At 57.2% G+C, this 21,583-nt stretch carries 27 protein-coding genes and 2 other annotated features; of the genes, 10 read left to right on the top strand and 17 right to left on the bottom strand.

What is annotated here, in order from left to right:
• Positions 1-141 precede the first annotated feature (141 nt).
• Positions 142-579 carry a superoxide dismutase gene (locus KPHS_29660; protein YP_005227266.1) on the top strand — a complete coding sequence of 146 codons (438 nt, stop codon included), beginning with the start codon at positions 142-144 and terminating at the stop codon, positions 577-579.
• On the opposite strand, the gene KPHS_29650 is transcribed toward KPHS_29660, so the two are convergent.
• Positions 572-2,191, bottom strand: coding sequence for an FUSC family protein (locus KPHS_29650; protein YP_005227265.1), 1,620 nt, complete (start codon positions 2,189-2,191; stop codon positions 572-574). The two genes, KPHS_29660 and KPHS_29650, sit on opposite strands and share 8 nt — an antisense overlap.
• 141 nt (positions 2,192-2,332) lie before the next feature.
• Here KPHS_29650 and KPHS_29640 point away from each other — a divergent pair, with 141 nt between their 5' ends.
• Positions 2,333-2,458, top strand: a complete 126-nt coding sequence (locus KPHS_29640) for a hypothetical protein (RefSeq protein YP_005227264.1) — start codon at positions 2,333-2,335, stop codon at positions 2,456-2,458.
• A gap of 136 nt (positions 2,459-2,594) precedes the next feature.
• Here KPHS_29640 and KPHS_29630 read toward each other — a convergent pair whose 3' ends face one another.
• Positions 2,595-3,491, bottom strand: a complete 897-nt coding sequence (locus KPHS_29630) for a putative multidrug resistance protein (protein YP_005227263.1) — start codon at positions 3,489-3,491, stop codon at positions 2,595-2,597.
• A 10-nt stretch (positions 3,492-3,501) separates the two neighbouring features.
• Positions 3,502-3,738 carry a DUF1656 domain-containing protein gene (locus KPHS_29620; RefSeq protein YP_005227262.1) on the bottom strand — a complete coding sequence of 79 codons (237 nt, stop codon included), beginning with the start codon at positions 3,736-3,738 and terminating at the stop codon, positions 3,502-3,504.
• A 178-nt stretch (positions 3,739-3,916) separates the two neighbouring features.
• On the opposite strand from KPHS_29620, the gene KPHS_29610 reads away from it, so the two are divergent.
• Both KPHS_29610 and KPHS_29600 read left to right on the top strand, forming a co-directional pair.
• Positions 3,917-4,213, top strand: a complete 297-nt coding sequence (locus KPHS_29610; RefSeq protein YP_005227261.1) for a transcriptional regulator SlyA — start codon at positions 3,917-3,919, stop codon at positions 4,211-4,213.
• Positions 3,917-4,350: a sequence feature (potential frameshift: common BLAST hit: gi|288935187|ref|YP_003439246.1| MarR family transcriptional regulator), on the top strand. (Overlaps the previous gene by 297 nt.)
• Positions 4,222-4,350: a MarR family transcriptional regulator gene (locus KPHS_29600; RefSeq protein ID YP_005227260.1), complete on the top strand. Its 129-nt coding sequence runs from the start codon at positions 4,222-4,224 to the stop codon at positions 4,348-4,350. It overlaps the preceding feature by 129 nt.
• Positions 4,351-4,383: 33 nt before the next feature.
• Here the strand turns inward: KPHS_29600 and KPHS_29590 are convergent, their stop codons facing one another.
• Both KPHS_29590 and KPHS_29580 read right to left on the bottom strand, forming a co-directional pair.
• Positions 4,384-5,745, bottom strand: coding sequence for a GGDEF domain-containing protein (locus KPHS_29590; RefSeq protein ID YP_005227259.1), 1,362 nt, complete (start codon positions 5,743-5,745; stop codon positions 4,384-4,386).
• A gap of 222 nt (positions 5,746-5,967) precedes the next feature.
• Positions 5,968-6,435 carry a putative outer membrane lipoprotein gene (locus KPHS_29580; RefSeq protein YP_005227258.1) on the bottom strand — a complete coding sequence of 156 codons (468 nt, stop codon included), beginning with the start codon at positions 6,433-6,435 and terminating at the stop codon, positions 5,968-5,970.
• Positions 6,436-6,702: 267 nt separating this feature from the next.
• Between KPHS_29580 and KPHS_29570 the strand changes: the two genes are divergently transcribed.
• The 5 genes from KPHS_29570 (at position 6,703) to KPHS_29530 (ending at position 11,276) form a co-directional block, all read left to right on the top strand.
• Entirely contained in the window at positions 6,703-7,827 is a 1,125-nt protein-coding gene (locus KPHS_29570) for an anhydro-N-acetylmuramic acid kinase (RefSeq protein ID YP_005227257.1), read from the top strand.
• Between the two features lie 124 nt (positions 7,828-7,951).
• On the top strand, positions 7,952-8,242 hold the full coding sequence (locus KPHS_29560; RefSeq protein ID YP_005227256.1) for a lysozyme inhibitor: 291 nt from the start codon (positions 7,952-7,954) through the stop codon (positions 8,240-8,242).
• Between the two features lie 51 nt (positions 8,243-8,293).
• Positions 8,294-8,956, top strand: coding sequence for a pyridoxamine 5'-phosphate oxidase (locus KPHS_29550; protein YP_005227255.1), 663 nt, complete (start codon positions 8,294-8,296; stop codon positions 8,954-8,956).
• 112 nt (positions 8,957-9,068) lie between these two features.
• Positions 9,069-10,355, top strand: a complete 1,287-nt coding sequence (locus tag KPHS_29540; protein YP_005227254.1) for a tyrosyl-tRNA synthetase — start codon at positions 9,069-9,071, stop codon at positions 10,353-10,355.
• 60 nt (positions 10,356-10,415) lie between these two features.
• Positions 10,416-11,276, top strand: coding sequence for a pyridoxamine kinase (locus tag KPHS_29530; RefSeq protein YP_005227253.1), 861 nt, complete (start codon positions 10,416-10,418; stop codon positions 11,274-11,276).
• A gap of 42 nt (positions 11,277-11,318) precedes the next feature.
• Here the strand turns inward: KPHS_29530 and KPHS_29520 are convergent, their stop codons facing one another.
• Positions 11,319-11,924 (bottom strand): glutathionine S-transferase, encoded by a 606-nt coding sequence (locus tag KPHS_29520; protein YP_005227252.1) that lies wholly within the window; start codon positions 11,922-11,924, stop codon positions 11,319-11,321.
• Between the two features lie 110 nt (positions 11,925-12,034).
• Positions 12,035-13,540 (bottom strand): putative peptide transport protein, encoded by a 1,506-nt coding sequence (locus KPHS_29510; protein ID YP_005227251.1) that lies wholly within the window; start codon positions 13,538-13,540, stop codon positions 12,035-12,037.
• 190 nt (positions 13,541-13,730) lie between these two features.
• Between KPHS_29510 and KPHS_29500 the strand changes: the two genes are divergently transcribed.
• The gene (locus KPHS_29500; protein ID YP_005227250.1) at positions 13,731-13,988 is read left to right on the top strand and encodes a hypothetical protein; all 258 of its coding nucleotides are present in this window, start codon (positions 13,731-13,733) and stop codon (positions 13,986-13,988) included.
• Between the two features lie 159 nt (positions 13,989-14,147).
• On the opposite strand, the gene KPHS_29490 is transcribed toward KPHS_29500, so the two are convergent.
• From KPHS_29490 to KPHS_29400, 10 genes are all read right to left on the bottom strand, one after another.
• Positions 14,148-14,783: an endonuclease III gene (locus KPHS_29490; RefSeq protein ID YP_005227249.1), complete on the bottom strand. Its 636-nt coding sequence runs from the start codon at positions 14,781-14,783 to the stop codon at positions 14,148-14,150.
• Position 14,784: 1 nt separating this feature from the next.
• Positions 14,785-15,483 (bottom strand): NADH-ubiquinone oxidoreductase, encoded by a 699-nt coding sequence (locus KPHS_29480; RefSeq protein ID YP_005227248.1) that lies wholly within the window; start codon positions 15,481-15,483, stop codon positions 14,785-14,787.
• A gap of 2 nt (positions 15,484-15,485) precedes the next feature.
• Positions 15,486-16,109 carry an electron transport complex protein RnfG gene (locus KPHS_29470; protein ID YP_005227247.1) on the bottom strand — a complete coding sequence of 208 codons (624 nt, stop codon included), beginning with the start codon at positions 16,107-16,109 and terminating at the stop codon, positions 15,486-15,488.
• Positions 16,110-16,116: 7 nt separating this feature from the next.
• The gene (locus tag KPHS_29460) at positions 16,117-17,169 is read right to left on the bottom strand and encodes an electron transport complex protein RnfD (protein YP_005227246.1); all 1,053 of its coding nucleotides are present in this window, start codon (positions 17,167-17,169) and stop codon (positions 16,117-16,119) included.
• Positions 17,170-17,646 (bottom strand): hypothetical protein, encoded by a 477-nt coding sequence (locus KPHS_29450; RefSeq protein ID YP_005227245.1) that lies wholly within the window; start codon positions 17,644-17,646, stop codon positions 17,170-17,172.
• Positions 17,170-19,433 (bottom strand) — a sequence feature (potential frameshift: common BLAST hit: gi|238895009|ref|YP_002919743.1| electron transport complex protein RnfC). It overlaps the preceding gene by 477 nt.
• Positions 17,715-19,433, bottom strand: coding sequence for an electron transport complex protein (locus KPHS_29440; RefSeq protein YP_005227244.1), 1,719 nt, complete (start codon positions 19,431-19,433; stop codon positions 17,715-17,717). (Overlaps the previous feature by 1,719 nt.)
• Positions 19,426-19,983, bottom strand: a complete 558-nt coding sequence (locus KPHS_29430) for an electron transport complex protein RnfB (protein ID YP_005227243.1) — start codon at positions 19,981-19,983, stop codon at positions 19,426-19,428. The genes KPHS_29440 and KPHS_29430 overlap by 8 nt, the downstream gene beginning before the upstream one ends.
• A gap of 20 nt (positions 19,984-20,003) precedes the next feature.
• Entirely contained in the window at positions 20,004-20,585 is a 582-nt protein-coding gene (locus tag KPHS_29420) for a Na(+)-translocating NADH-quinone reductase subunit E (RefSeq protein ID YP_005227242.1), read from the bottom strand.
• Between the two features lie 78 nt (positions 20,586-20,663).
• Complete coding sequence (locus KPHS_29410) at positions 20,664-21,104, bottom strand: putative oxidoreductase (RefSeq protein YP_005227241.1); 441 nt, start codon at positions 21,102-21,104, stop codon at positions 20,664-20,666.
• A 75-nt stretch (positions 21,105-21,179) separates the two neighbouring features.
• A complete protein-coding gene (locus tag KPHS_29400; protein ID YP_005227240.1) occupies positions 21,180-21,449 on the bottom strand; it encodes an oriC-binding nucleoid-associated protein in 270 nt (89 codons plus the stop codon).
• Positions 21,450-21,583: the final 134 nt, after the last annotated feature.

Below are 21,583 nucleotides of genomic sequence, written 5' to 3'. Positions count from 1 at the left end.
CTCCGGAAAGGCGTTCCTGGTTTACACTTAACAGGGAGACAGCCATCCGGAGGTGTTATGCAACGATGTATTCTCGCGATCTTATCCCTCGCATTTTGCGCTGGCGCACAGGCCGTTAGTGAAGATGTGCAACTTAATCTCGTGACCACCCAGGGCGTCGGTCAGACCATCGGCAGCGTCAAAATCACCGAAACCGACCGCGGACTCGAGTTCGCCCCCACTCTGCGGGCGCTACCGCCGGGTAAGCACGGGTTTCATATTCATGCCGAAGGCAGCTGCCAGCCGGCGATGAAAGAAGGTAAAGCCGTGGCCGCCGGGGCGGCGGGCGGACATTACGATCCGCAGCATACCGGCAAACACGAAGGGCCGTTGGGGGCCGGGCATCTTGGCGACCTGCCCCTGCTGGTGGTCAACGATGCGGGCGTAGCCGACCAGCCGATTATTGCTCCGCGCCTGAAAACGCTGGCGGAGGTGAAAGGGAAAGCGCTGATGGTCCACGTAGGCGGGGATAACATGGCCGACAGTCCGCAGCCGCTGGGCGGCGGCGGCGAACGGTTTGCCTGCGGGGTGATTAAGTAGTTCCTTCGCCAATTGTGCCGGCCACCGGGGCCTGTTCCAGCTGCGACAGGGCGCAGTACAGTCGCCAAATCGCGGCGGCCAGTTCCCGCGCCGCCGGCTGATGATGGTGGTTCAGGGCGTCGCAGATCCGCTGCAGCTCCTGCAGGGTGGAGGCCAGCGGGCGCTGCTGCACGCCGCGCTCGCTCATCACATCGCGTAACAGGTTGATGCACAGGTCGCGCACCTGGGCGAGAGGATCGGAGCGGGTTTCCCATTCGCGAAGCTGCCAGACGACGTGCGAGCAATTGAGCAGCACGACGCCCCAACGCAACAGCCAGCGGCGCGCCAGGGCATCCTTACTCTGGCTGAGCTGACTGACGTGGTGATAGACCAGCGATTCAAATTCATGCTCACTGTGCTGAGGATGACGGCTAAGCTGATCGACAAAGTGACGCCGTAACGCTCTGATATGGCGTCGCCCTTTGCGGGCGTCCGAGCCCGGACTCAGTACCGCAAAGGCCAGCCAGGCAAAGCCTACCCCGACAATCTTGCTCAAATTATCATTGAAAAAGGCCGCATAATCGTACACCGGCGGGTTGGTGACGGCGATAAACGAGCCCATAAAGACGATAAGCTGTCCCCACAGGCCGGCGTATTTGGGCCACTGCAGTTTGAGTAACTGCATGGTGGTCAGGAGCGGGAACAGGAACAGCAGAAACTGCCACAGGTCGGTTACCTGCACCATCAGGCCGAACTTCACCACGAAACTGAATAGCGACAGCAGGACCAGAGTCTGCATCAGCAATGTCAGCGAGCGAAACGGCGAGGCGGATACGGAGTAGAGCACGCAGCAGATGGAGGCCAGGGTCAGGGCCGCCGCACAGCTGGTCCACTGGGTACTGATCCCCCATGCGCCAATCGCCACCAGCGCGCAAAAGGTACGGACACCGTTGAGCAACGCCTCCGCCTGATCGGTATGGCGGGCTAACGGCGGGGCGGCGGGCACATTGAACTCGGCGATCGCCGAGGCATTTTCAACGCGGCGGATCCAGCGGCTGCTCTCCAGGTAAATGCGACAGAAATAGCGCAATCGCGCCCAGAAAGCGATGTGCCGGTAATCGGCATCCTGCCGCGGCGCCAGCGGCGCCAGGATCCGCGCAACGTGATAGCTGTCGGCATGAGGGGTGGCGAGCTCGGCGAGCAGCGACTCCAGTACCTGGCGAGTGTTCGCCGGCGCGTCAGGCCAGTTCAGCAGCATCCGTCGCAGACTGGAGATGACGCTGGTCATTCTGAGCTGCTGATGCAGGAGGTAGTTCAGCAGAGGATTCTGCCGACGGAAACGGTAGTGGCTCCAGAAGGCCTGGATACGCAGCAGGTTCATGGTCAGGATCTGGCCAATCACGCTCTCATGGGCGGTGCGAATGGCATCCGTCGTCTCCGGCACCCACAGCAGGCTGGCGTGCTCCAGCAGCCGGGCGTGCATGGTTTTCAGGGCCGTCAGCAGGTTGCTGCCGTCGGAGGTGCTTGGCAGGATCATCATCATTAGCCCGCCGCAGAAGATCCCGACGATGACTTCGCAGACGCGCGACTGGGCGATGACCCACAGCTCGTAGCTGTCGCTGATGTTAATCACCGGAAAGGCGATGATGGCGCAGGTATAGCCCGCCAGCTGAAAGGCGTAGGCGACGTTGTTGGTGAACAGGGCGCAGGCCCAGGTGCAGAGCGCCAGCCAGCCGGAGATACTGAACAGAAACAGCCAGGGATCGTTGAGTGTATGACCGGCAAGCAGCAGGGCGGCGCAGGCGCCGAGCAGGCTGCCTGCGATGCGGCCAAAACTTTACTGATCACGCCGCCGACGGTGGGAAAGCTGACCACCGCCGCGGACGTCATCGCCCAGTAGGGCTCATCAAGATCCAGCGCATAGGCGATACTCAGCGCAAGACACATCGCGATGCCGTTGCGCAATGCGTACCGCCACTGCGGCCGGGTGGCTTTAACCCAGGGGAGTGCGCGCCACGACAGGGTCTGCAGGTTCATTACTGCCCGCCAATTGAGACAGTGCAGGTGGTACCGGAGACCAGGGTGACATCGGCCGGCAGCGTATCAAAGGCAATTCGCACCGGAACGCGTTGGGCGAGACGAACCCAGGGGATATTTGGTTTGATGTTGGCCACCAGCCCGGTTCCCTGTTCCACGCTCTGGTCGACAATCGCGCGGCCGATGCTGGCGACATGGCCCTTTAGCGTCTGCTGATTGCTATAGAGAATAATTTGTGCCGGATCGCCGATGCGAATGTGGCGCAGTTTGGTCTCTTCGAAGTAGCCCAGTACGTAAAACGAATGGCTGTCCACCAGGGCAAAGACCGGATGGCCGGTGGTAGCGTAATCACCGACGCGGGTGGAAAGGTTGGTCACCCAGCCATCCACCGGCGCTTTGACAACCGTCTGGCTGAGCTGCCACTGCGCATGTTTCAGCGCCGCTTCGGTTACGCCGACCCCCGCTCTGGCGGCAGCCAGGGTGGTGGTGGCGGTATTCAGGGCGGTATTGACGTTCTCAAGGTCTTCAGCCGAGATGGCATTTTGCGACAGGCTTCGGCGACGGCGAGCCTCGCTGGCGGCCTTGCTTTGCTCCGCCTGCGCTTTCGCCACCTCCGCCTGGGCTTTCGCCAGCTGCGCCTGGGCGTTCAGCACCGCGATGCGATAGGGGGTGTCGTCGATGGTAAACAATACTTCCCCGGCTTTGACCCGTTGGTTATCGGTTACGTTCAACTGCAGAATACTGCCGGAGACCTGAGGGGTGATCCCAACCTGCTCGGCGCGCACTTTGCCGTCGCGGGTCCAGGGTGACTGAGTGTAGAAATTCCATAACAACCATGCGGCAATCAGGGCGACGGCCGCGACCAGCAGCGTTGACAGATATTTTAATCTTTTCATAACAGGGAGATCACCAGGCAATGAGTAATACCAGGGCCAGACAGACCGAGAGCGCGAACAGGGAGAGATCCATTAGTAGCGGGTGCCAGATGTCGCCCGCATACATCCAGTCACGCAGCTGGCGATGTAAAAACAACCAGATAAAGAAACCCAACAAGACGGCTTTGAACAGCGGAGGGAAATAGACGGATGCGCCGAACACCAGGTCCTGCAGCGGCAATCCGGATGTGTTAAGACTCAGTTTCACAAGCAAAAATCCTTTGCCATTACAGGGGTAACCTCAGGACGTGCTACTCTTTAACAGTGTAAATCATTGTTTTGGTTTTTGTTGAATCAAGTAATTCATTTGTTTTGATAATTCAAATGCTGCACACTATTCTAAAATCAGTATAATAACTTAGCAAGCTAATTATAAGGAGATGAAATTGGAATCGCCACTTGGTTCTGATCTGGCACGTTTAGTTCGCGTTTGGCGCGCGCTAATCGACCATCGCCTGAAACCTCTGGAGTTAACGCAGACCCACTGGGTCACGCTGCATAACATCCACCAGCTGCCGCCTGAGCAGTCGCAGATCCAGCTGGCGAAAGCTATCGGTATTGAACAGCCGTCGCTGGTGCGCACGCTCGATCAGCTGGAGGAGAAAGGGCTCATTTCTCGCCAGACCTGCGCAAGCGATCGGCGGGCCAAACGCATCAAGCTGACGGAAAAGCCGAACCGCTGATCAACGAGATGGAAGAGGTGATAGGTAAGACCCGTGATGAAATCCTCTCAGGGGTCTCGAAGCAGGAAGTGGAAACCTTGCTCCACTTAATCCGTAAACTTGAACAAAATATCCTCGATCTCCAGGCTAAAGATTAATTCTTTGCGGCCCGGGCTAATCCGGGCCTTTTTTCACCCTCCCTGCTGATGCCAGACGATCACCTGGTTACGTCCGTTATTCTTTGCTTCATACATGGCTTCGTCCGCGCGCTGAACGCACGCTTCCGCTGTCACGCTATTGTCGTAGGTGGTATACACCCCCATGCTGATGGTCATTCGCTCCGGTAAATGGCTCTCCCCGGCACTGACCGCCAGGCGGATACGCTCGGCGATCGCTTGCGCTTCTTTTTCACCGGTGTTGACCAGCAGCAGAGCAAATTCCTCACCGCCGATGCGTGCGGCGGCGTCATCTACCCGCGAATGGCTTTCCAGCACCGAGGCGGCGAACTGGATCACTTTGTCGCCCGCGACGTGGCCGTAGCTATCGTTGATGCGTTTGAAATGGTCGAGGTCGCTGATGAGCACCGACAGCGGATGCTGGGCATTCACCTTCGCCAGCTGTTGGTTAAGGGTGTCGTAGAAAAAGCTGCGGTTGTAGAGGCGGGTCAACGGGTCGCGGATCGAATTCTGATACGAATGGACATATTTGTGGTTAGACTCGCGATAGAGGATAAAGACGTCAACCAGTAGCACCAGAATCAGGAACAAGGTGCATAGCGTTTCGAAAAAACGCGCCTGGTACCAGGTCTGATCCAGCTCCCCTGCGGTGGAGAGCAGCTGGAAAAGCGTGAACAAATAAGCGCTGCAAAAAAAAGCGCCGCTGAACCAAAAAATATTACGCAGTTTACTCAAGCTAATTAATAAAATCAGCGTGATGAACCAAACTGCCATCAGCAGCCAGCCGATAATACTTTGCCACAACGGGGTAAAGGTATGGCTTAGATCGTCGATAAAATTGACGCTCAGCCACGGCGAATGGCTGGAGTATAGCCATGATAAAACAATAATGGTCAACGTAAAAAGAATACATGCTGTAAATGTAAGAACGTGTGCTTTCCACGAATGCATGATGCGCTGGCGAAAATAGTACAAAATAATAGATGACATGAATAACACAGCCATCATTATATTGCGGAAGAAATAATAGATAACGGCGTCATTTTGATTAACGACCGGGGCCGGATTGCAGGTAAGCCAGTCCGGATAGCTGCTGAGCGTGCCAAGCATCAGCAGCGCTGAGCAGGCAAACCCGAAAGAGACTGGAGTAAGGTAGAGACGCCGCTTGCTGCTCCAGTATTTCATGCCCATAAAACAGGCAATGGTAATATGAAAAACCATCAGGAAACTGGTCAGCAGCGGAAATAATATTGAGGAAGTACTACTGAAGCTGGTATGAAAAAACGCAGTCATCCCGGAAATGCCAACCCCGGCCAGTAAACAAATGCAAATATAAAGGATTAGACGTTTAACGATATGATGCACATGTTCGGGCATAGGCAATATTCCACATAAAAGGCAACGGCAGCGACGATGAGTCACCAGGGCTAATTTACGTTCTTGAGGGTAATAGGGGCGGGCAGTTAAGATATTGCGCAGGCGCAATGATTCATGGAATATTAAAATAAAGATGTCTGATGGTTACTACGAATTTATTACGGCGAAATAAACGTGGCTGAAAAATACGATGCGGCGCAACCGGCCGCATCGTAAGGGAAATTATCGCGGAGAGACGGTGACCTGGCTGCCGCTGCCGGCAATGGCCACGCGCTGACCAACGGAGAACGGAGTGCTGCCCTGTTTCTGCACTACCATAATGGTATTGCCATCGTCCTTACGGATTTCCAGTTCAACGCCCTGCGTTTTATTCATCGCGCCCTGAACGCCCTGACCGGCTACGCCGCCCGCGACCGCACCTGCCGCCGTAGCCAGAGAGCGTCCGGTACCGCCGCCGATGGTGTTTCCAAGGAACCCGCCCAGTACCGCACCGCCAATGGCCCCGATGGCATTGCTATCGTCGCCGCTCTGGATCTGTACGGCGCGCGTATGCACGATAGTACCGTAAGTCACGCTCTGCACCTGTTTGGCTTCAGATGCGGAATAAACGTCGCCGGACAGGCCGCTGCTGCTCACGCAGCCTGCGAGCGTAAAACCAATCATCGATACAGCCAAAACACGTAAAATCATTTATGAATCTCCTGTTCACCGAAGGTGTTCAATTGAACGTCCATACGGTTAATTATATGGCATTTAGTCGTCGGCGGGCATAGGTTCTCCCTGGACTATACAAAAAATAATAAACACTGGTGCTTCAACCTCAACTAAACGCCGGTTCTTTACGATGTTCTCTGATTTGTCGCTCTATTGTTAAAAAGTATTAGTACAACATAGCATTAACCGACACTTTATGATGGAGTGAAGGGCATACAAGGGTCATGGAATGAAGGAAAACGTATGAGATCGGGTCGCTTTATTGGCGTTATGTCTGGTACCAGCCTGGATGGTATCGATGTCGTTTTGGCCACCATTACTGAAAACATGGTGGCGCAGCAGGCTAGTCTCACCTGGCCCATTCCACACGCGATAAAAGAAGAGATTCTGGCGATTTGCCAGGGGCAGTCGCTGACCCTTTCGCAGCTAGGTCGTCTGGACACCCGTCTGGGACGGCTGTTTGCCGATGCCGTACTGGCGCTGATGCGCCAGGAAAGTCTCAAACCCACCGACGTCATCGCCATCGGCTGCCATGGACAGACCGTATGGCATGAACCGCAGGGAGAGGCTCCGCATACCCTGCAAATTGGTGATAACAACCAGATCGCCGCCCACACCGGGATAACCGTAGTGGGGGATTTTCGTCGCCGGGATATGGCGCTAGGCGGGCAGGGGGCGCCGCTGGTGCCGGCTTTTCATCATGCGCTGCTGGCCCACCCCGTCGAGCGACGTATGGTGCTCAATATCGGCGGGATCGCTAATGTGTCGCTGCTGGCGCCAGGTCAGCCGGTGCGCGGCTATGATACCGGGCCGGGAAATATGTTGCTGGACGCCTGGATCTGGCGCCAGAAGGGCAAACCGTACGACAAGGACGCCCAATGGGCTAGCGAAGGTAAAGTGCTGCTGCCGCTGCTGCAGGACATGCTGAGCGATCCGTGGTTTGCCTTGCCGGCGCCGAAAAGCACCGGTCGGGAATATTTCAATTACGGCTGGCTGGAGCAGCATATGGCCCGCTATCCGGGGCTACGCGGGGAGGATGTTCAGGCTACGCTTGCGGAATTGACCGCCGTCACCATCAGTGAGCAGGTATTGTTAAGCGGCGGCTGCGAGCGTTTGTTAGTGTGCGGCGGCGGCGCGCGTAACCCCTTGTTAATGGCGCGCCTGGCGGCGCTGCTGCCGGGAACCGAGGTCTCCACCACCGATGAGGCGGGGATCAGCGGCGATGATATGGAAGCGCTGGCCTTTGCCTGGCTGGCCTGGCGAACGCTGGCTGGTCTGCCGGGCAATCTGCCCTCCGTGACCGGCGCCAGCGAAGCCTCGGTGCTGGGCGCCATTTTTCCGGCTAACCCGCCGCAGAATCGGAGTTAACTGAAATCTTAAATACGACGCGACCGGTAAACTGGACAAGTTAAGCGGAGGGCGGAGTGCCCGCCGTGACCGGGAAAGTCGAAGGCAAACGAATGAAAAAATTCTTATCGCAGTTGTACCTTTTATGCTGGCGGGCTGTAGCTACTACAACCAGTTTGTCGAGCGGATGCAGACGGACACGCTGGAGTATCAATGCGACCAGAAACCATTGACGGTCCATCGCAATAACGCACGCCAGCAGGTCAGTTTTATCTATGATAATCAGCAACTGAACCTGTCTGAGGGGCTGTCGGCTTCCGGGGCGCGCTACACCGACGGCGTCTATGTGTTCTGGTCAAAAGGCGATACCGCCACCGTCTATAAGCGCGACCGCATCGTCCTTGATAACTGTCAGCTGCAGACGGCCAAACGTTGAGATTTCTGTCCGGGGGGCGCACAATAACGCCACCTTATGACTACATCCTCAATGGCCATGTCTGATAACGACGAACTCCAGCAAATTGCGCATTTGCGCCGTGAATACACCCGTGGCGGTTTGCGTCGCCACGATCTTCCTGCTGAACCCCTGCCGCTGTTTGAACGCTGGCTGCGTCAGGCCTGCGATGCGAAACTTGCCGACCCGACGGCCATGGTGGTCGCCACCGTCGATGAGCGCGGCCAGCCCTACCAGCGCATTGTGCTGCTGAAGCACTACGACGAAAAAGGGTTGGTGTTTTATACCAACCTTGGCAGCCGTAAAGCGCATCAAATTGAAAACAACCCGCAGGTCAGCCTGCTTTTCCCGTGGCATATGCTGGAGCGCCAGGTGATGGTAATCGGCAAAGCGGAGCGTCTGTCGACGCTGGAAGTGGTCAAATATTTCCACAGCCGTCCGCGCGACAGCCAGATTGGCGCCTGGGTCTCGAAGCAGTCGAGCCGGATCTCAGCCCGCGGCATCCTCGAAAGCAAATTCCTCGAGCTGAAGCAGAAGTTCCAGCAGGGTGAAGTGCCGTTGCCGAGCTTCTGGGGCGGATTCCGCGTCAGCATTGAGCAGATGGAGTTCTGGCAGGGGGGAGAACACCGTCTGCACGATCGCTTTTTATACCAGCGCGATAGCGGCGCCTGGAAAATAGACCGTCTGGCGCCGTAAACGCCGAAATTAGTTATCGAAGCGCTGGCGCTGAAAGGGCCGGCGCTTTATTCTATGTACTTTTCGCATCTGGCGAAAAGTCGTGTACCGGCAGAGGTGCAGTCGTTTATACATGGAGAATTTGATGGCAAGCAGTAACTTGATTAAACAATTGCAAGAGCGGGGGCTGGTAGCCCAGGTGACGGACGAGGAAGCGTTAGCAGAGCGACTGGCGCAAGGCCCGATCGCGCTCTATTGCGGCTTCGATCCTACCGCTGACAGCTTGCATTTGGGGCATCTTGTTCCATTGTTATGCCTGAAACGCTTCCAGCAGGCAGGTCATAAACCTGTGGCGCTGGTGGGCGGCGCAACCGGTCTGATTGGCGACCCAAGCTTCAAAGCCGCTGAGCGTAAACTAAACACCGAGGATACCGTGCAGGAGTGGGTGGATAAAATCCGCAAACAGGTGGCTCCGTTCCTTGATTTTGACTGCGGCGACAACTCGGCGATCGCGGCGAATAACTATGACTGGTTTGGCAGCATGAACGTGCTGACCTTCCTGCGCGATATCGGTAAACACTTCTCTGTTAACCAGATGATCAACAAAGAAGCGGTGAAGCAGCGTCTGAATCGTGACGATCAGGGTATCTCCTTTACCGAGTTCTCTTACAATCTGCTGCAGGGTTACGACTTTGCCTGCCTGAACAAGCTGCACGGCGTGGCGCTGCAGATTGGCGGCTCTGACCAGTGGGGCAACATCACCTCCGGCATCGATCTGACCCGTCGTCTGCATCAGAACCAGGTGTTTGGCCTGACCGTACCGCTGATCACCAAAGCGGACGGCACCAAATTCGGTAAAACCGAAGGCGGCGCCGTGTGGCTGGATCCGAAGAAAACCAGTCCGTACAAATTTTACCAGTTCTGGATCAACACCGCGGATGCTGATGTCTATCGCTTCCTCAAATTCTTCACCTTTATGGACATTGCGGAGATCAATGCCCTGGAAGAAGAAGACAAAAACAGCGGTAAAGCGCCGCGCGCCCAGTACGTGCTGGCAGAGCAGGTGACGCGCCTTGTTCACGGCGAAGAAGGCCTGGAAGCGGCGAAGCGCATTACCGAAAGCCTGTTCAACGGTAACCTGAGCGACCTGAGCGAAGCAGACTTCGAACAGCTGGCCCAGGATGGCGTGCCGATGATCGAAATGGAAAAAGGCGCCGATCTGCTGCAGGCGCTGGTTGATTCCGAGCTGCAGCCGTCCCGCGGTCAGGCGCGTAAAACCGTTGCCTCTAACGCGGTGACCATCAACGGCGAAAAACAGGCCGACCCGGAATATGTATTCAGTGACAGCGATCGCCTGTTTGGCCGCTACACCTTGCTGCGTCGCGGTAAGAAAAATTACTGCCTGGTCTGCTGGAAATAAAAAATACTGCCAGGGCGTGGGAAACCACGCCCTTTTTCTTTTTAGGGTTGTGGTAAGAAAATGAAGAACATCCTCGCCATTCAGTCTCACGTTGTGTTTGGCCATGCCGGCAACAGTGCCGCCGAATTTCCGATGCGCCGTCTGGGCGCCAATGTCTGGCCCCTGAATACCGTACAGTTCTCTAACCATACGCAGTACGGCAAATGGACCGGCTGCGTCATGCCGCCTTCGCATTTGACGGAGATTGTTCAGGGGATTGCCGACATCGACAAACTGCAGACCTGCGATGCGGTACTGAGCGGCTATCTTGGCTCCGCTGAGCAGGGAGAGCATATCCTCGGTATCGTGCGTCAGGTTAAGGCGGCCAATCCGGCGGCGAAATATTTTTGCGATCCGGTGATGGGTCACCCGGAGAAGGGCTGCATCGTCGCGCCGGGCGTGGCGGAGTTCCACGTGCGCTATGCGCTGCCGGCCAGCGATATTATTGCGCCGAATCTGGTTGAGCTGGAGATCCTGTGCGGTCATCCGGTCGCCAGCGTCAGCGAGGCAGTGGCCGCCGCGCGGGAGCTGATTGCCCAGGGGCCGGAAGTGGTATTAGTTAAGCATCTTGCCCGTGCGGGTCTGAGTATGGATCGTTTTGAGATGCTGCTGGTGACGGCCGAAGAAGCCTGGCATATTAGTCGGCCGCTGGTGGATTTCGGCCTGCGTCAGCCGGTAGGCGTCGGCGATGTGACCAGCGGTCTGCTGTTGGTTAAATTGCTGCAGGGGGCAAGTCTGCGCGATGCGCTGGAACACGTCACCGCCGCGGTGTACGAGATTATGCTCGCCACCAAAAATATGCAGGAATACGAACTGCAGGTAGTAGCGGCGCAGGATCGCATCGCCGTACCGGAGCACTGCTTCAGCGCCACCCGGCTGTAACTCCCAGGGCCTGCCCGACGGTCCGCCGGGCAGGTTCAGGCCTTATTTTAAGCCTTCAGCCGCCAGTGCGGCAGCCACCGCCGGACGCGCTGCCACCTGCGTCATCCAGCTGCCGATATGACCATAGGCAGCCATATCCAGTTTTATAGCATAGGCCCAGCGCAGCACCGTAAACAGATAACCATCGGCAATGGTGAAGCGATGGCCGGTCAGCCACTGTTTGTCTGCCAGCGCTGCATCAACGTATTGCAGCTTTTTCTCAAGCAGCCCCCGCGCGACAGGCTTATAGTCCTCCGGGGTATCCGGGCGGAACAGCGGGGTAAAGCTTTTATGCAGCTCGGTGGCCACATAGTTCAGCCATTCGAGAGTCTGATAGCGCGCAATCGAGCCCACCGGCGCCAGCAGATGACGATCCGGCACCTGGTCTGCGATGTACTGCATGATGGCTACGCCCTCAGTGAGCAGGATATCATCATCCAGCAGCAGCGCCGGCACCTGACCTTTCGGGTTGAACTGCAGATAGTCTTCCCCGTTTTCCAGCCGTTTTTGGGCCAGATCCACGCTCTGCAGGGTAAAATCCAGACCGCTTTCGCGCAGGGCAATATGCGAGGCAAGGGAACAGGCGCCGGGTTTGTAGAACAGTTTCATGCGTGACTCCTCGTGGCTGCAGTTTTCTGTATGTTAGTCCTGCCAGGGGTAAAAAAAAAGCCGCTAAACTAACGTTAGCGGCTTAAAAATAATTAGTTTTCCCTGCGGCGTCAGGCAGCCGCGGTTTCGCGTGCTTTAATGTCCGCGCTGTCGTCCTGAGTCATACGATTCAGTTTCGGCGCGGTCAGCAGCATCAGGGCGGCGATAACCGCGGTGACGATACCAATCTGCAGGAATACGTGACCGTACACTTCCAGCGACACCAGCGGATCGGTGACATTCTCCGGGACTGCCATCAGGTTAGCGATTTTCCCGGCGATGATCGCCGCGCCTGCCGTGGTGAGGAACCAGCTGCCCATAATGAAGCCCATCAGACGCTGAGGAACCAGCTGAGCGACCATCGCCAGGCCGAGGCCGGAAATCATCAGTTCACCGATAGACTGCAGCGCGTAGCTCAGAATCAGCCAGTTGACCGAGACGATACCGGCGTCGCTGGCGAACTTCGCCCCTAGAGGCAGGACGAGGAATGCGCCAGAGCACAGTACCATACCGATAGCAAATTTGTGCGGCATCGGCAGGCGGTCGCCCATCTTGTTGTAGATGGCGGCCAGAATCGGGCTACCAATCATGATCCAGAACGGGTTCAGCGCCTGATACTGTTCCGGTTCAAAGGCGAGACCGAGGATCGAGTGCTCCACGTTACGGATGGCGAAGAAGTTCAGCGAGGTCGGCATCTGGCTGTACAACACGAAGAAGACAATCGCTTCTACCATCAGCAGGAAAGCGACGATCATTTTACGACGCGGAGCGCCTTTCAGGCCTATGGTTTCTTTGGCGAAAATCACGACGATACCCAGTGCGACGACGCCCAGCACCATACGTGCGATACCCTGGTTGTGCAGCAGCCAGGTGGCGATAGCGACCAGCACCACCACGCCAGCGATGGTCGCCAGCAGTTTACCCATGTGTACCGGGGCAAAGTCCGGTTTAGAGCCGTACTGTTTAACCCATTTCTGACAGAAGGCGAAGTTAATAATGGTGATCACCATCCCCACCACGCTGAGGGCAAACGCTACGCTCCAGCCAAAACGTGCGGCCAGCCACGGGGTTGCCAGCATAGAGAAGAACGAACCGATGTTGATGGACATGTAGTACATGGTAAATGCACCGTCCAGACGTGGGTCGTTTTTGTCATAGCAGGTAGAAAGCAGGGAGGACGGGTTGGCTTTAAACAGGCCGTTACCGACGGCGATGGTCGCCATACCCATATAGACGATAGCGGCGTCATGACCGGACCAGGCCACCAGCGCATAGCCAATCGCCAGCACGATAGCGCCCAGCATGATGACACGCTTGGTACCCAGCACTTTATCACCCAGCCAGCCGCCAATGGCGACGAGGCCATAAACCAGCGCGCTAAAGGAGGAGAACAGAGTAATGGAATCCGCTTCCGACATACCCAGCTGTTTTACCAGGTAAACGGCCATGATCCCTTGCAGGCCGTAGTAACCAAAACGCTCCCACAACTCGATCGAGAAAATGAGATAGAACGCGCGTGGTTGTTTGAAAGCGTTCAGACTCACGCTTTCTGCTGGTTTATTGTTTGCAGTAGACACATATACCTCTTTTTTTACATCCCATATTTACTGGGGGGTGTTCGGGGCGCAATCTCGTTGGACCGCCGCCTTTATAGTTATTCTTGGAGGGAAAACGGCAAGTAATGTTCACTATCCTGGCGCATCAGGCAAGGCTTTTGTAATAATCTGTTACACATAATCAGGGTGGTATAATGCTCCGGACATATGAATGTTATACAGCGTTAAATTTTACCGTTTCGATATCGTTGGTATTTTTATCTTTTGGGTTCGCCGGTTTGCCGGGAAAAGGCGATATATTCTACTGATCTGGCGTAAGCATAGTGATATGGTCCATTATCTTAAAAAATCATGGGCCATTATCCTGACAATCTTTACTCATCCGTTGTATTGCCTGACATTTATTTCCATTCCAGTAACATTCAATCAACATAAAGTTGCGAGCATGATCTGGATCACAAATGCATAGAAATTTTGCGCTGATAAAAAATGAATGAACTAGTTGTTTGTTATATAACCGGATAATCATCCATAATCATGATGATTATGTGGTGTTAATGGCCGGTGAAATAGATGAATGCGGGCCATAACCCAGAGTTAAGCTATGACCGCAATAGAGACGAGACAGTCAGGCGTAGACTTTATCTTTGTATTCGCAAAGATCTTCAATCAGGCAGGAGCCGCAGCGCGGCTTGCGGGCAATACAGGTATAACGCCCATGCAGGATCAGCCAGTGATGACAGTCGACCTTAAACTCGGCGGGGACCACCTTCAGAAGCTTCTCTTCCACCTGCTCAACGTTCTTGCCCGGGGCGAATTGCGTCCGATTGCAGACGCGGAAGATGTGCGTGTCCACGGCGATGGTCGGCCAGCCAAAGGCGGTATTTAGTACCACGTTGGCGGTTTTACGGCCCACGCCGGGTAGCGCCTCCAGCGCTGCTCTGTCTTCCGGCACCTCACCATTGTGCTGCTCCAACAGGATGCGGCAGGTTTTGATGACGTTTTCCGCTTTGCTGTTAAACAGGCCGATAGTCTTGATATACGATTTCACCCCATCCACCCCCAAGGCCAGCATCGCTGCGGGCGTATTGGCCACCGGATAGAGTTTGGCTGTCGCTTTGTTGACGCTTACGTCGGTGGCCTGTGCAGAAAGCAGGACGGCAATCAGCAGCTCGAATGGCGAACTGAAATGCAGTTCGGTGGTGGGGTGGGGATCGTTTTCCCGCAGCCTGGTAAGGATCGCCAGGCGTTTGGCTTTGTTCATATTATGCTTTCCCTGTCACGTCGGACGGGGCGACAGAGACGGCCCGGGCCGCTTGCGCCTTCCGCTGTTTGCTACGTTCATCGATAAGGTATTTAATCGCCAGCATCATACCGAGGCCAATAAAGGCGCCTGGCGGCAGCATAGCCAGCAGGAAAGGGGGGTCGGTGTGGAAAACCTCGATGCGCAGAACCTTCGCCCAGCTGCCAAGCAGACTGTCGGCGCCGTCAAACAGGGTGCCGTTGCCAAGGATCTCGCGCAGGGAGCCCAGCACAAACATCGCGCAGGTAGCGCCCATGCCGATCGAGAAACCGTCCAGTGCCGACAGCGCTGGCCCTTTTTTGGCGGCAAAGGCTTCGGCGCGGCCGACCACGATGCAGTTGGTCACGATAAGCGGGATGAAAATCCCCAGCGACTGATAGAGGCCGAAGGCATAGGCGTTGATCAGCATCTGCACGACGCTCACCACCGAGGCGATAATCATTACGTAGATGGGGATCCGGATCTCCGCCGGCGTCCAGCGGCGCAGGCTGGAGATGGTCAGGTTGGTCAGGGTTAACACCAGGGTGGTGGCCAAACCCAGCCCGAGGGCGTTGGTGGCGGTCGAGGTGACCGCCAGCAGAGGACACATACCTAACAGCTGAACCAGGGCGGAGTTATTTTTCCACAGGCCCTGGACGATGACGTCTTTAACTTCGCTCATGGTTATTCTCCACAGGCGGTGAATTCAGGAAGTTGCGCAGGCAGCGTTTGTGCATATAAGCCTGCGCGCTTAACGGCATTGACCACCGCCCGGGGGGTGATGGTGGCGCCGGTGAACTGGTCAAAATCGCCGCCATCCTTTTTGACCGCCCAGTGGCTATCGCCCTGGCCGTGGATGACTTTCCCGGCAAAATGGGTAATCCAGTCCGACAGGCGAAGTTCGATTTTATCACCCAGGCCCGGCGTTTCATGATGCTCAGTTACGCGGGTGCCGAGGACCGTGCCGCTAAAATCGGCGGCAACCAGCAGCTGTATTGCTCCGGAGTAGCCGTCCGGCGCGGTGGCTTCCATCACCGCGCCGATCGGTCGATCGTTATTTTTGGCGATCCACACTTTATGCTGGCCTTTGCCCAGCGCCGGGGCGCTGACCAGATAGCAGCTCTTAAGCAGATCGTTATTATAGCGGTCGGCAGGTAAAACCTGGTCGAATAACGCCTTTTGCTGCAGGGCCGCCTGCTGGTCGATGGTGCTTTTGGTCAGCTCATTGATCGCCGCCGTCAGCCCGGTGGAACCGGCGGCAAACAGCGCCAGCGTGACGCCGTGTTTACGCATCGTTTTTAACATCATTGCTCTCTCAACGGTGGCCATATACGCGCGGGCGCGTGTAGTAATCGATCAGCGGCACGGTAATATTCGCCAGCAGAACGGCAAACGCCACGCCGTCCGGATAACCACCGAAGCTGCGGATGAGCCAGACCAGCAGGCCAGCGAGGGCGCCAAAGATCAGACGGCCGCGGTTGGTTGTTGAGGCCGTCACCGGATCGGTCAGGATAAAGAAGGCGCCAAGCATGGTCGCCCCGGAGAGCAAATGCATCTGCGGTGAGGCCAGGCTCTGCGGCGAAAAAATCCAGCCGAGGGTGGCGCACAGGCCGAGGCTAACAAGGAAGCTGACCGGGATATGCCAGCGGATCGCCTTCTGCCACAGCAGGAAAAGGCCGCCTGCCAGCCAGGCGATATTCACCCACTGCCAGCCCAGACCTGCCAGCACGCCGCCGTAGACCGGCAATTGGAGCACCTGCTGAACGCTATGTCCGGCATGCAGGGAGGTTTTAAAGGTATCCAGCGGGGTGGCCTGGCTGACGCCGTCGATACCCAGCCGCAGACTGGCCATGTCGCCTCCGGCGGCGGTATGACCGGTGAAGATCATCTGCAGCGCGTCGCTGAATGCCGGGATATGGGCGGCTATCTCATAGGAAGGCAGCCAGGAGGTCATCTGCACCGGGAACGAAATCAGCAGCACGACATAGCCGATCATTGCCGGGTTGAAGGGGTTATGGCCCAGGCCTCCGTACAACTGCTTGGCAATGACTACGGCAAAGGCAGTGCCGAGCACCACCATCCACCACGGGGCCAGTGGCGGAATACTCACCGCCAGCAGCAGGCCGGTGAGCAGGGCGGAATTATCTTTCAGCGTGGCAGCAACAGGCTGTTTACGCAGTTTGAGAATAGCGGCTTCGGTCGCCCAGGCCGTCAGGGCGGCGAGGACAATCTGCAGTACGGTGCCCCAGCCGAAAAACCAGGTCTGGACCACAATGCCAGGCACAGCGGCGAGCAGCACCAGCAGCATAATACGCGAGGTCTGCCGCTGGTTATGGGTATAGGGGGAGCTTGCGATTCTGAAAACCATTTATTCCTCGTTAACTGCCTGCTGTGTTGCTTTACGCGCCTGAACGCGGGCGATAGCCGCGGCGACGGCCGCTTTGCGCGGGTCGTCATTGGCTGCGGCTGACGCGAGATCCTGTTGTGTGGCCTGCTGTTCGGCTTTACGCGCTTTGGCGCGGGCGATAGCGGCTTCCACCGCCGCCTTGCGCGGGTCGACCGGTTTGACGGCCGGGGCGTCCACCGGCGCGGCCTGCTGTTCGGCTTTACGCGCTTTGGCGCGGGCGATAGCGGCTTCCACCGCCGCCTTGCGCGGGTCGACCGGTTCGGCGGCCGGGGCGTCCACCGGCGCGGCCTGCTGTTCGGCTTTACGCGCTTTGGCGCGGGCGATGGCGGCTTCCACCGCCGCCTTGCGCGGGTCGACCGGTTCGGCGGCCGGGGCGTCCACCGGCGCGGCCTGCTGTTCTGCTTTACGCGCTTTGGCGCGGGCGATAGCGGCTTCCACCGCCGCCTTTGCGCGGGTCGACCGGTTCGGCGGCCGGGGCGTCCACCGGCTCGGCCTGCTGTTCGGCTTTACGCGCTTTGGGCGCGGGCGATAGCGGCTTCCACCGCCGCCTTGCGTGGATCGACCGGTTCGGCGGCCGGGGCTACCATCGGCGCGGCCTGCTGCTGCGCTTTGCGCGCCCGGGCCTCAGCCTTACGCGCTTCGCGGGCGGCAATCGCCTCGCTGTTGTCAGGTTTGGCGCCGGCCTGGATCACGATCGGCTGCGCGGCATCGCGCTGTTTATCCCGTACCCGGGCCAGGGCGGCGCTAATCGCCTCCTGATCTTTGGCGGCAGGCTGAACGGCGGCTTTTTTATGCCGCTCGGCGCGCGCGGCTTTCTCACGCTCCAGGCGCGCCTGTCGGGCCTCGAATCGGGCTTTGGCTTCCGCAGCGCGCTGCTCTTCCTGACGAATCGCCGCGATCTCGGCCTTTTCCTGACGGAAGTACTGCACCAGCGGAATATTACTTGGACATACCCACGCGCAGGCGCCGCACTCGATGCAGTCCGCCAGATTATGGGCAGTGGCTTTATCGTGCTGCTGACCTTTGCTGAACCAGTACAGCTGCTGCGGCAGCAGATCGGCCGGGCAGGCGTCAGCGCAGGCGCTGCAGCGAATGCAGCCTTTCTCTTCCTGCGGTTCGCCCATCTCGCTGGCGGAAGGCGCCAGCAAACAGTTGGTTATCTTCACCACCGGGACGTCGAGCCACGGCAGGGTAAAGCCCATCAGCGGGCCGCCCATGATCACCATTGGCTCGGCGCTGGGGCAGAAGCCGGCATCGTTCAATAGATGGCGCACCGGCGTGCCAAGACGCGCCCAGACATTGCCCGGTCTGGTTACCGCTTCGCCGGTGAGGGTGACCACGCGCTCGGTTAACGGCTCACCGTCAACCACCGCGCGTTTCACCGCATAAGCCGTACCGACGTTCTGCATCAGCACGCCAATGTCCGATGAACGACCGCCGTGCGGTACCTGTTTGCCGGTAAGAATTTGGGTGAGCTGCTTGGCGCCACCGGAGGGATATTTGGTGGGGATCACGCGCAGCGAAATGCCATGGGCGTCGCAGAGCACCGCCCGCAGCATTGAGATGGCCTGCGGCTTATTGTCTTCAATGCCGATCAGCACTTCTTCAGGCTGCAGTATATGAGCGAGGATGCGGATACCCTCGACAATCTGCGCCGCGCAGTCCTGCATCAGGCGGTCATCCGCCGTGATATAGGGCTCGCACTCGGCGGCGTTAATGATCAGCGTTTTAATTTTATCTCCGCCACCGCGCAGTTTACTGCCGGTGGGGAATCCTGCGCCGCCGAGGCCAGCAACGCCAAACTGGTGGATACGCTCGATCAGCGCTTCACGCGTGCGGGTCTGATAGTCGCTCCAGCCATCGCGCTCGATCCAGCGGTCTTCGCCGTCGGCGTCAATGATCACGCTCATCTCCGCCAGCGCCGACGGGTGCGCGGTAGTGTGCGGAGCGATGGCGGCAATGGTGCCGGAGGTCGGGGCGTGAACGGGCAGCATTCTTCCCCAGCCGCGGGTCAGCGGCTGGCCGCGCAGCACCCGGTCGCCCACTTTAACGCACAGTTCGCCCTCGGCGCCAATGTGCTGCTTCAACGGGATAACAAAGCGCTGCGGCAGGGAAACCTGACGCAGCGGGGTGCCGTTAGACTGGGTTTTCATCTCAGGCGGGTGAATACCGCCGTTGAAATCCCAGACCTTGTCTTTTCGGAAAGCGGAAAATAGCTTAAACATGTTGTTCCACAGGAATATTTCGCACCGGGATCGTATGCAGATCCCATTTCCAGGTCTCCGGGGTGGTGGCCACCGGAACGAGTGAAATGCACTGGGTCGGGCAGGGGGCGACGCACAAATTGCAGCCGGTGCACAGGTCGCTCATCACGGTATGCATGGCGCGGGTCGCCCCAACGATGGCATCCACCGGACAGGCTTGGATACACTTGGTACAGCCAATGCAGTTCGGCTCGTCAATTACCGCGAGCATGCGGGCCGGCTCCGCTTCCTGTGCATCGCCGTCGACAGGCTGCGGGTCGACGTTCAGCAAGGCGGCGATTTTTAACATCACCGCTTCGCCACCCGGCGCGCAGCGGTTTATTTTCTCACCCTGTACGCCGACTGCTTCCGCATAGGGGCGACACCCAGGGTACCCGCACTGCCCACACTGGCTCTGCGGCAATAGCTCATCAATTTTTTCCACCACCGGGTCGTCCTGCACCGCGAAACGACGCGAGGCGTATCCCAGTATTAAGCCGAAAATCAGCCCTAACAGGCTGATGGCGATCACGGCTATCCAGACTGCGCTCATTACAACTTCACCAAACCACTAAAGCCCATGAAGGCCAGAGACATTAAACCGGCGGTAATCAGCGCGATGGCATTACCGCGAAACGGCGCGGGGACATCGGCCACCACCAGGCGTTCACGGATCGCCGCGAACAGCACCATTACCAGCGAGAAGCCGACGGCGGCGGCAAAGCCGTACAGCGCCGACTGCAGGAAATTGTGGCCCAGATTAATATTCAGCAGCGCTACCCCGAGTACGGCACAGTTGGTGGTGATCAGCGGTAGAAAGATCCCCAGCAGGCGATAGAGCGCCGGGCTGGTTTTACGCACCACCATCTCAGTAAACTGAACCACCACGGCGATAACCAGAATAAAGGCCAGGGTACGCAAATAAACCAAATTTAGCGGGATAAGGATCCAGGTATCAATCAGCCAGGCGCAAATAGAGGCCAGGGTCATCACGAAGGTGGTAGCGAGCCCCATCCCCATTGCGGTTTCCAGCTTTTTGGAAACCCCCATAAACGGGCACAGACCAAGAAACTTCACCAGAACGAAGTTATTGACCAGGACTGTACCAATAAAGAGCAGTAAATAATCAGCCATCATGCGACCTGAGACGAAAAAAAGCCGCTTATTATCGAATAAAACGATACCAGCGACAACAGGTTAAGTGTGGGGGTATTACGGATTAACAAAAGTCCGTTTTACCCGCTGCGAACGGCGAAAATAGGGCGCCAGCAGCGCAGCGGCCAGCAGCGGAAACAGCAGCTGACGCAGGGCAAGCACATCCGAGACCGGCGAGAAGGCAAAAGCCTTTATCGCCAGCAGCAGGGTGATGAGCAGCCAGATAATGTAGTGTTTCGGCACCACCGAGCGCCGCTTGAAAAAGGCGATAGTCAGCCAGAGCGTGTAATACCACATGGCGAGGGCAAACAGCAGCGAGGCGACCCACAGCGCCATATGGCCCGCGCTCATGGCGCGCAGTAGTGTATAGGTCTGCGGCGACATCAGCGCATTGGCAAAAAACAGCAGCGATAACGAGGCGCTCAGCAGCGCCACCAGCAACCAGGCCAGCGGAGCCAGCAGCCATCCGCCGATGCGCTCTGCAGATTGAGACGTCATGTTTCTCCCCTATTCAACGCCAGTGAATAAAATCAGGCCGGGAAGTATAAGCAACTGGCGTGAAGGATGACAGCCTTACTGCACGAATCGCCAAACGGATTTAGGAACCTGGCCCACATCGAACAATTTACCACCGGAGACCAGCTCTGCGCGACGATGATCGGCGGCGCGATACATATTCACGATCTCCTGGGTGTCAGTCAGGGAGTAGTTAAGGTGATCAAATAGTTTTTCAAGGCTTTCCAGCGAACTGATTTTGCGAAATTTTAATAAGTAGTCCAGCACGGTCATTTTCGTATCCATTTTATAATCGGAATTATTGCGTTGAATATTATCAGCATTCACTAAACCTACTCTCAACCAACGGCGCCTTCTGCTGGGGCCGCGTGGAATGAATCAGGTTATATAAACCCATGACAAGGGGCAAAGCCAGCCTTGAAGAGCAGGGAGAAGTTTAAGAATATTCTAAAATCAGACCG

Source organism: Klebsiella pneumoniae subsp. pneumoniae HS11286, assembly GCF_000240185.1.
Taxonomy (GTDB): Bacteria; Pseudomonadota; Gammaproteobacteria; order Enterobacterales; family Enterobacteriaceae; genus Klebsiella; species Klebsiella pneumoniae.
This window is presented reverse-complemented; position numbering and strand designations above follow the sequence as displayed.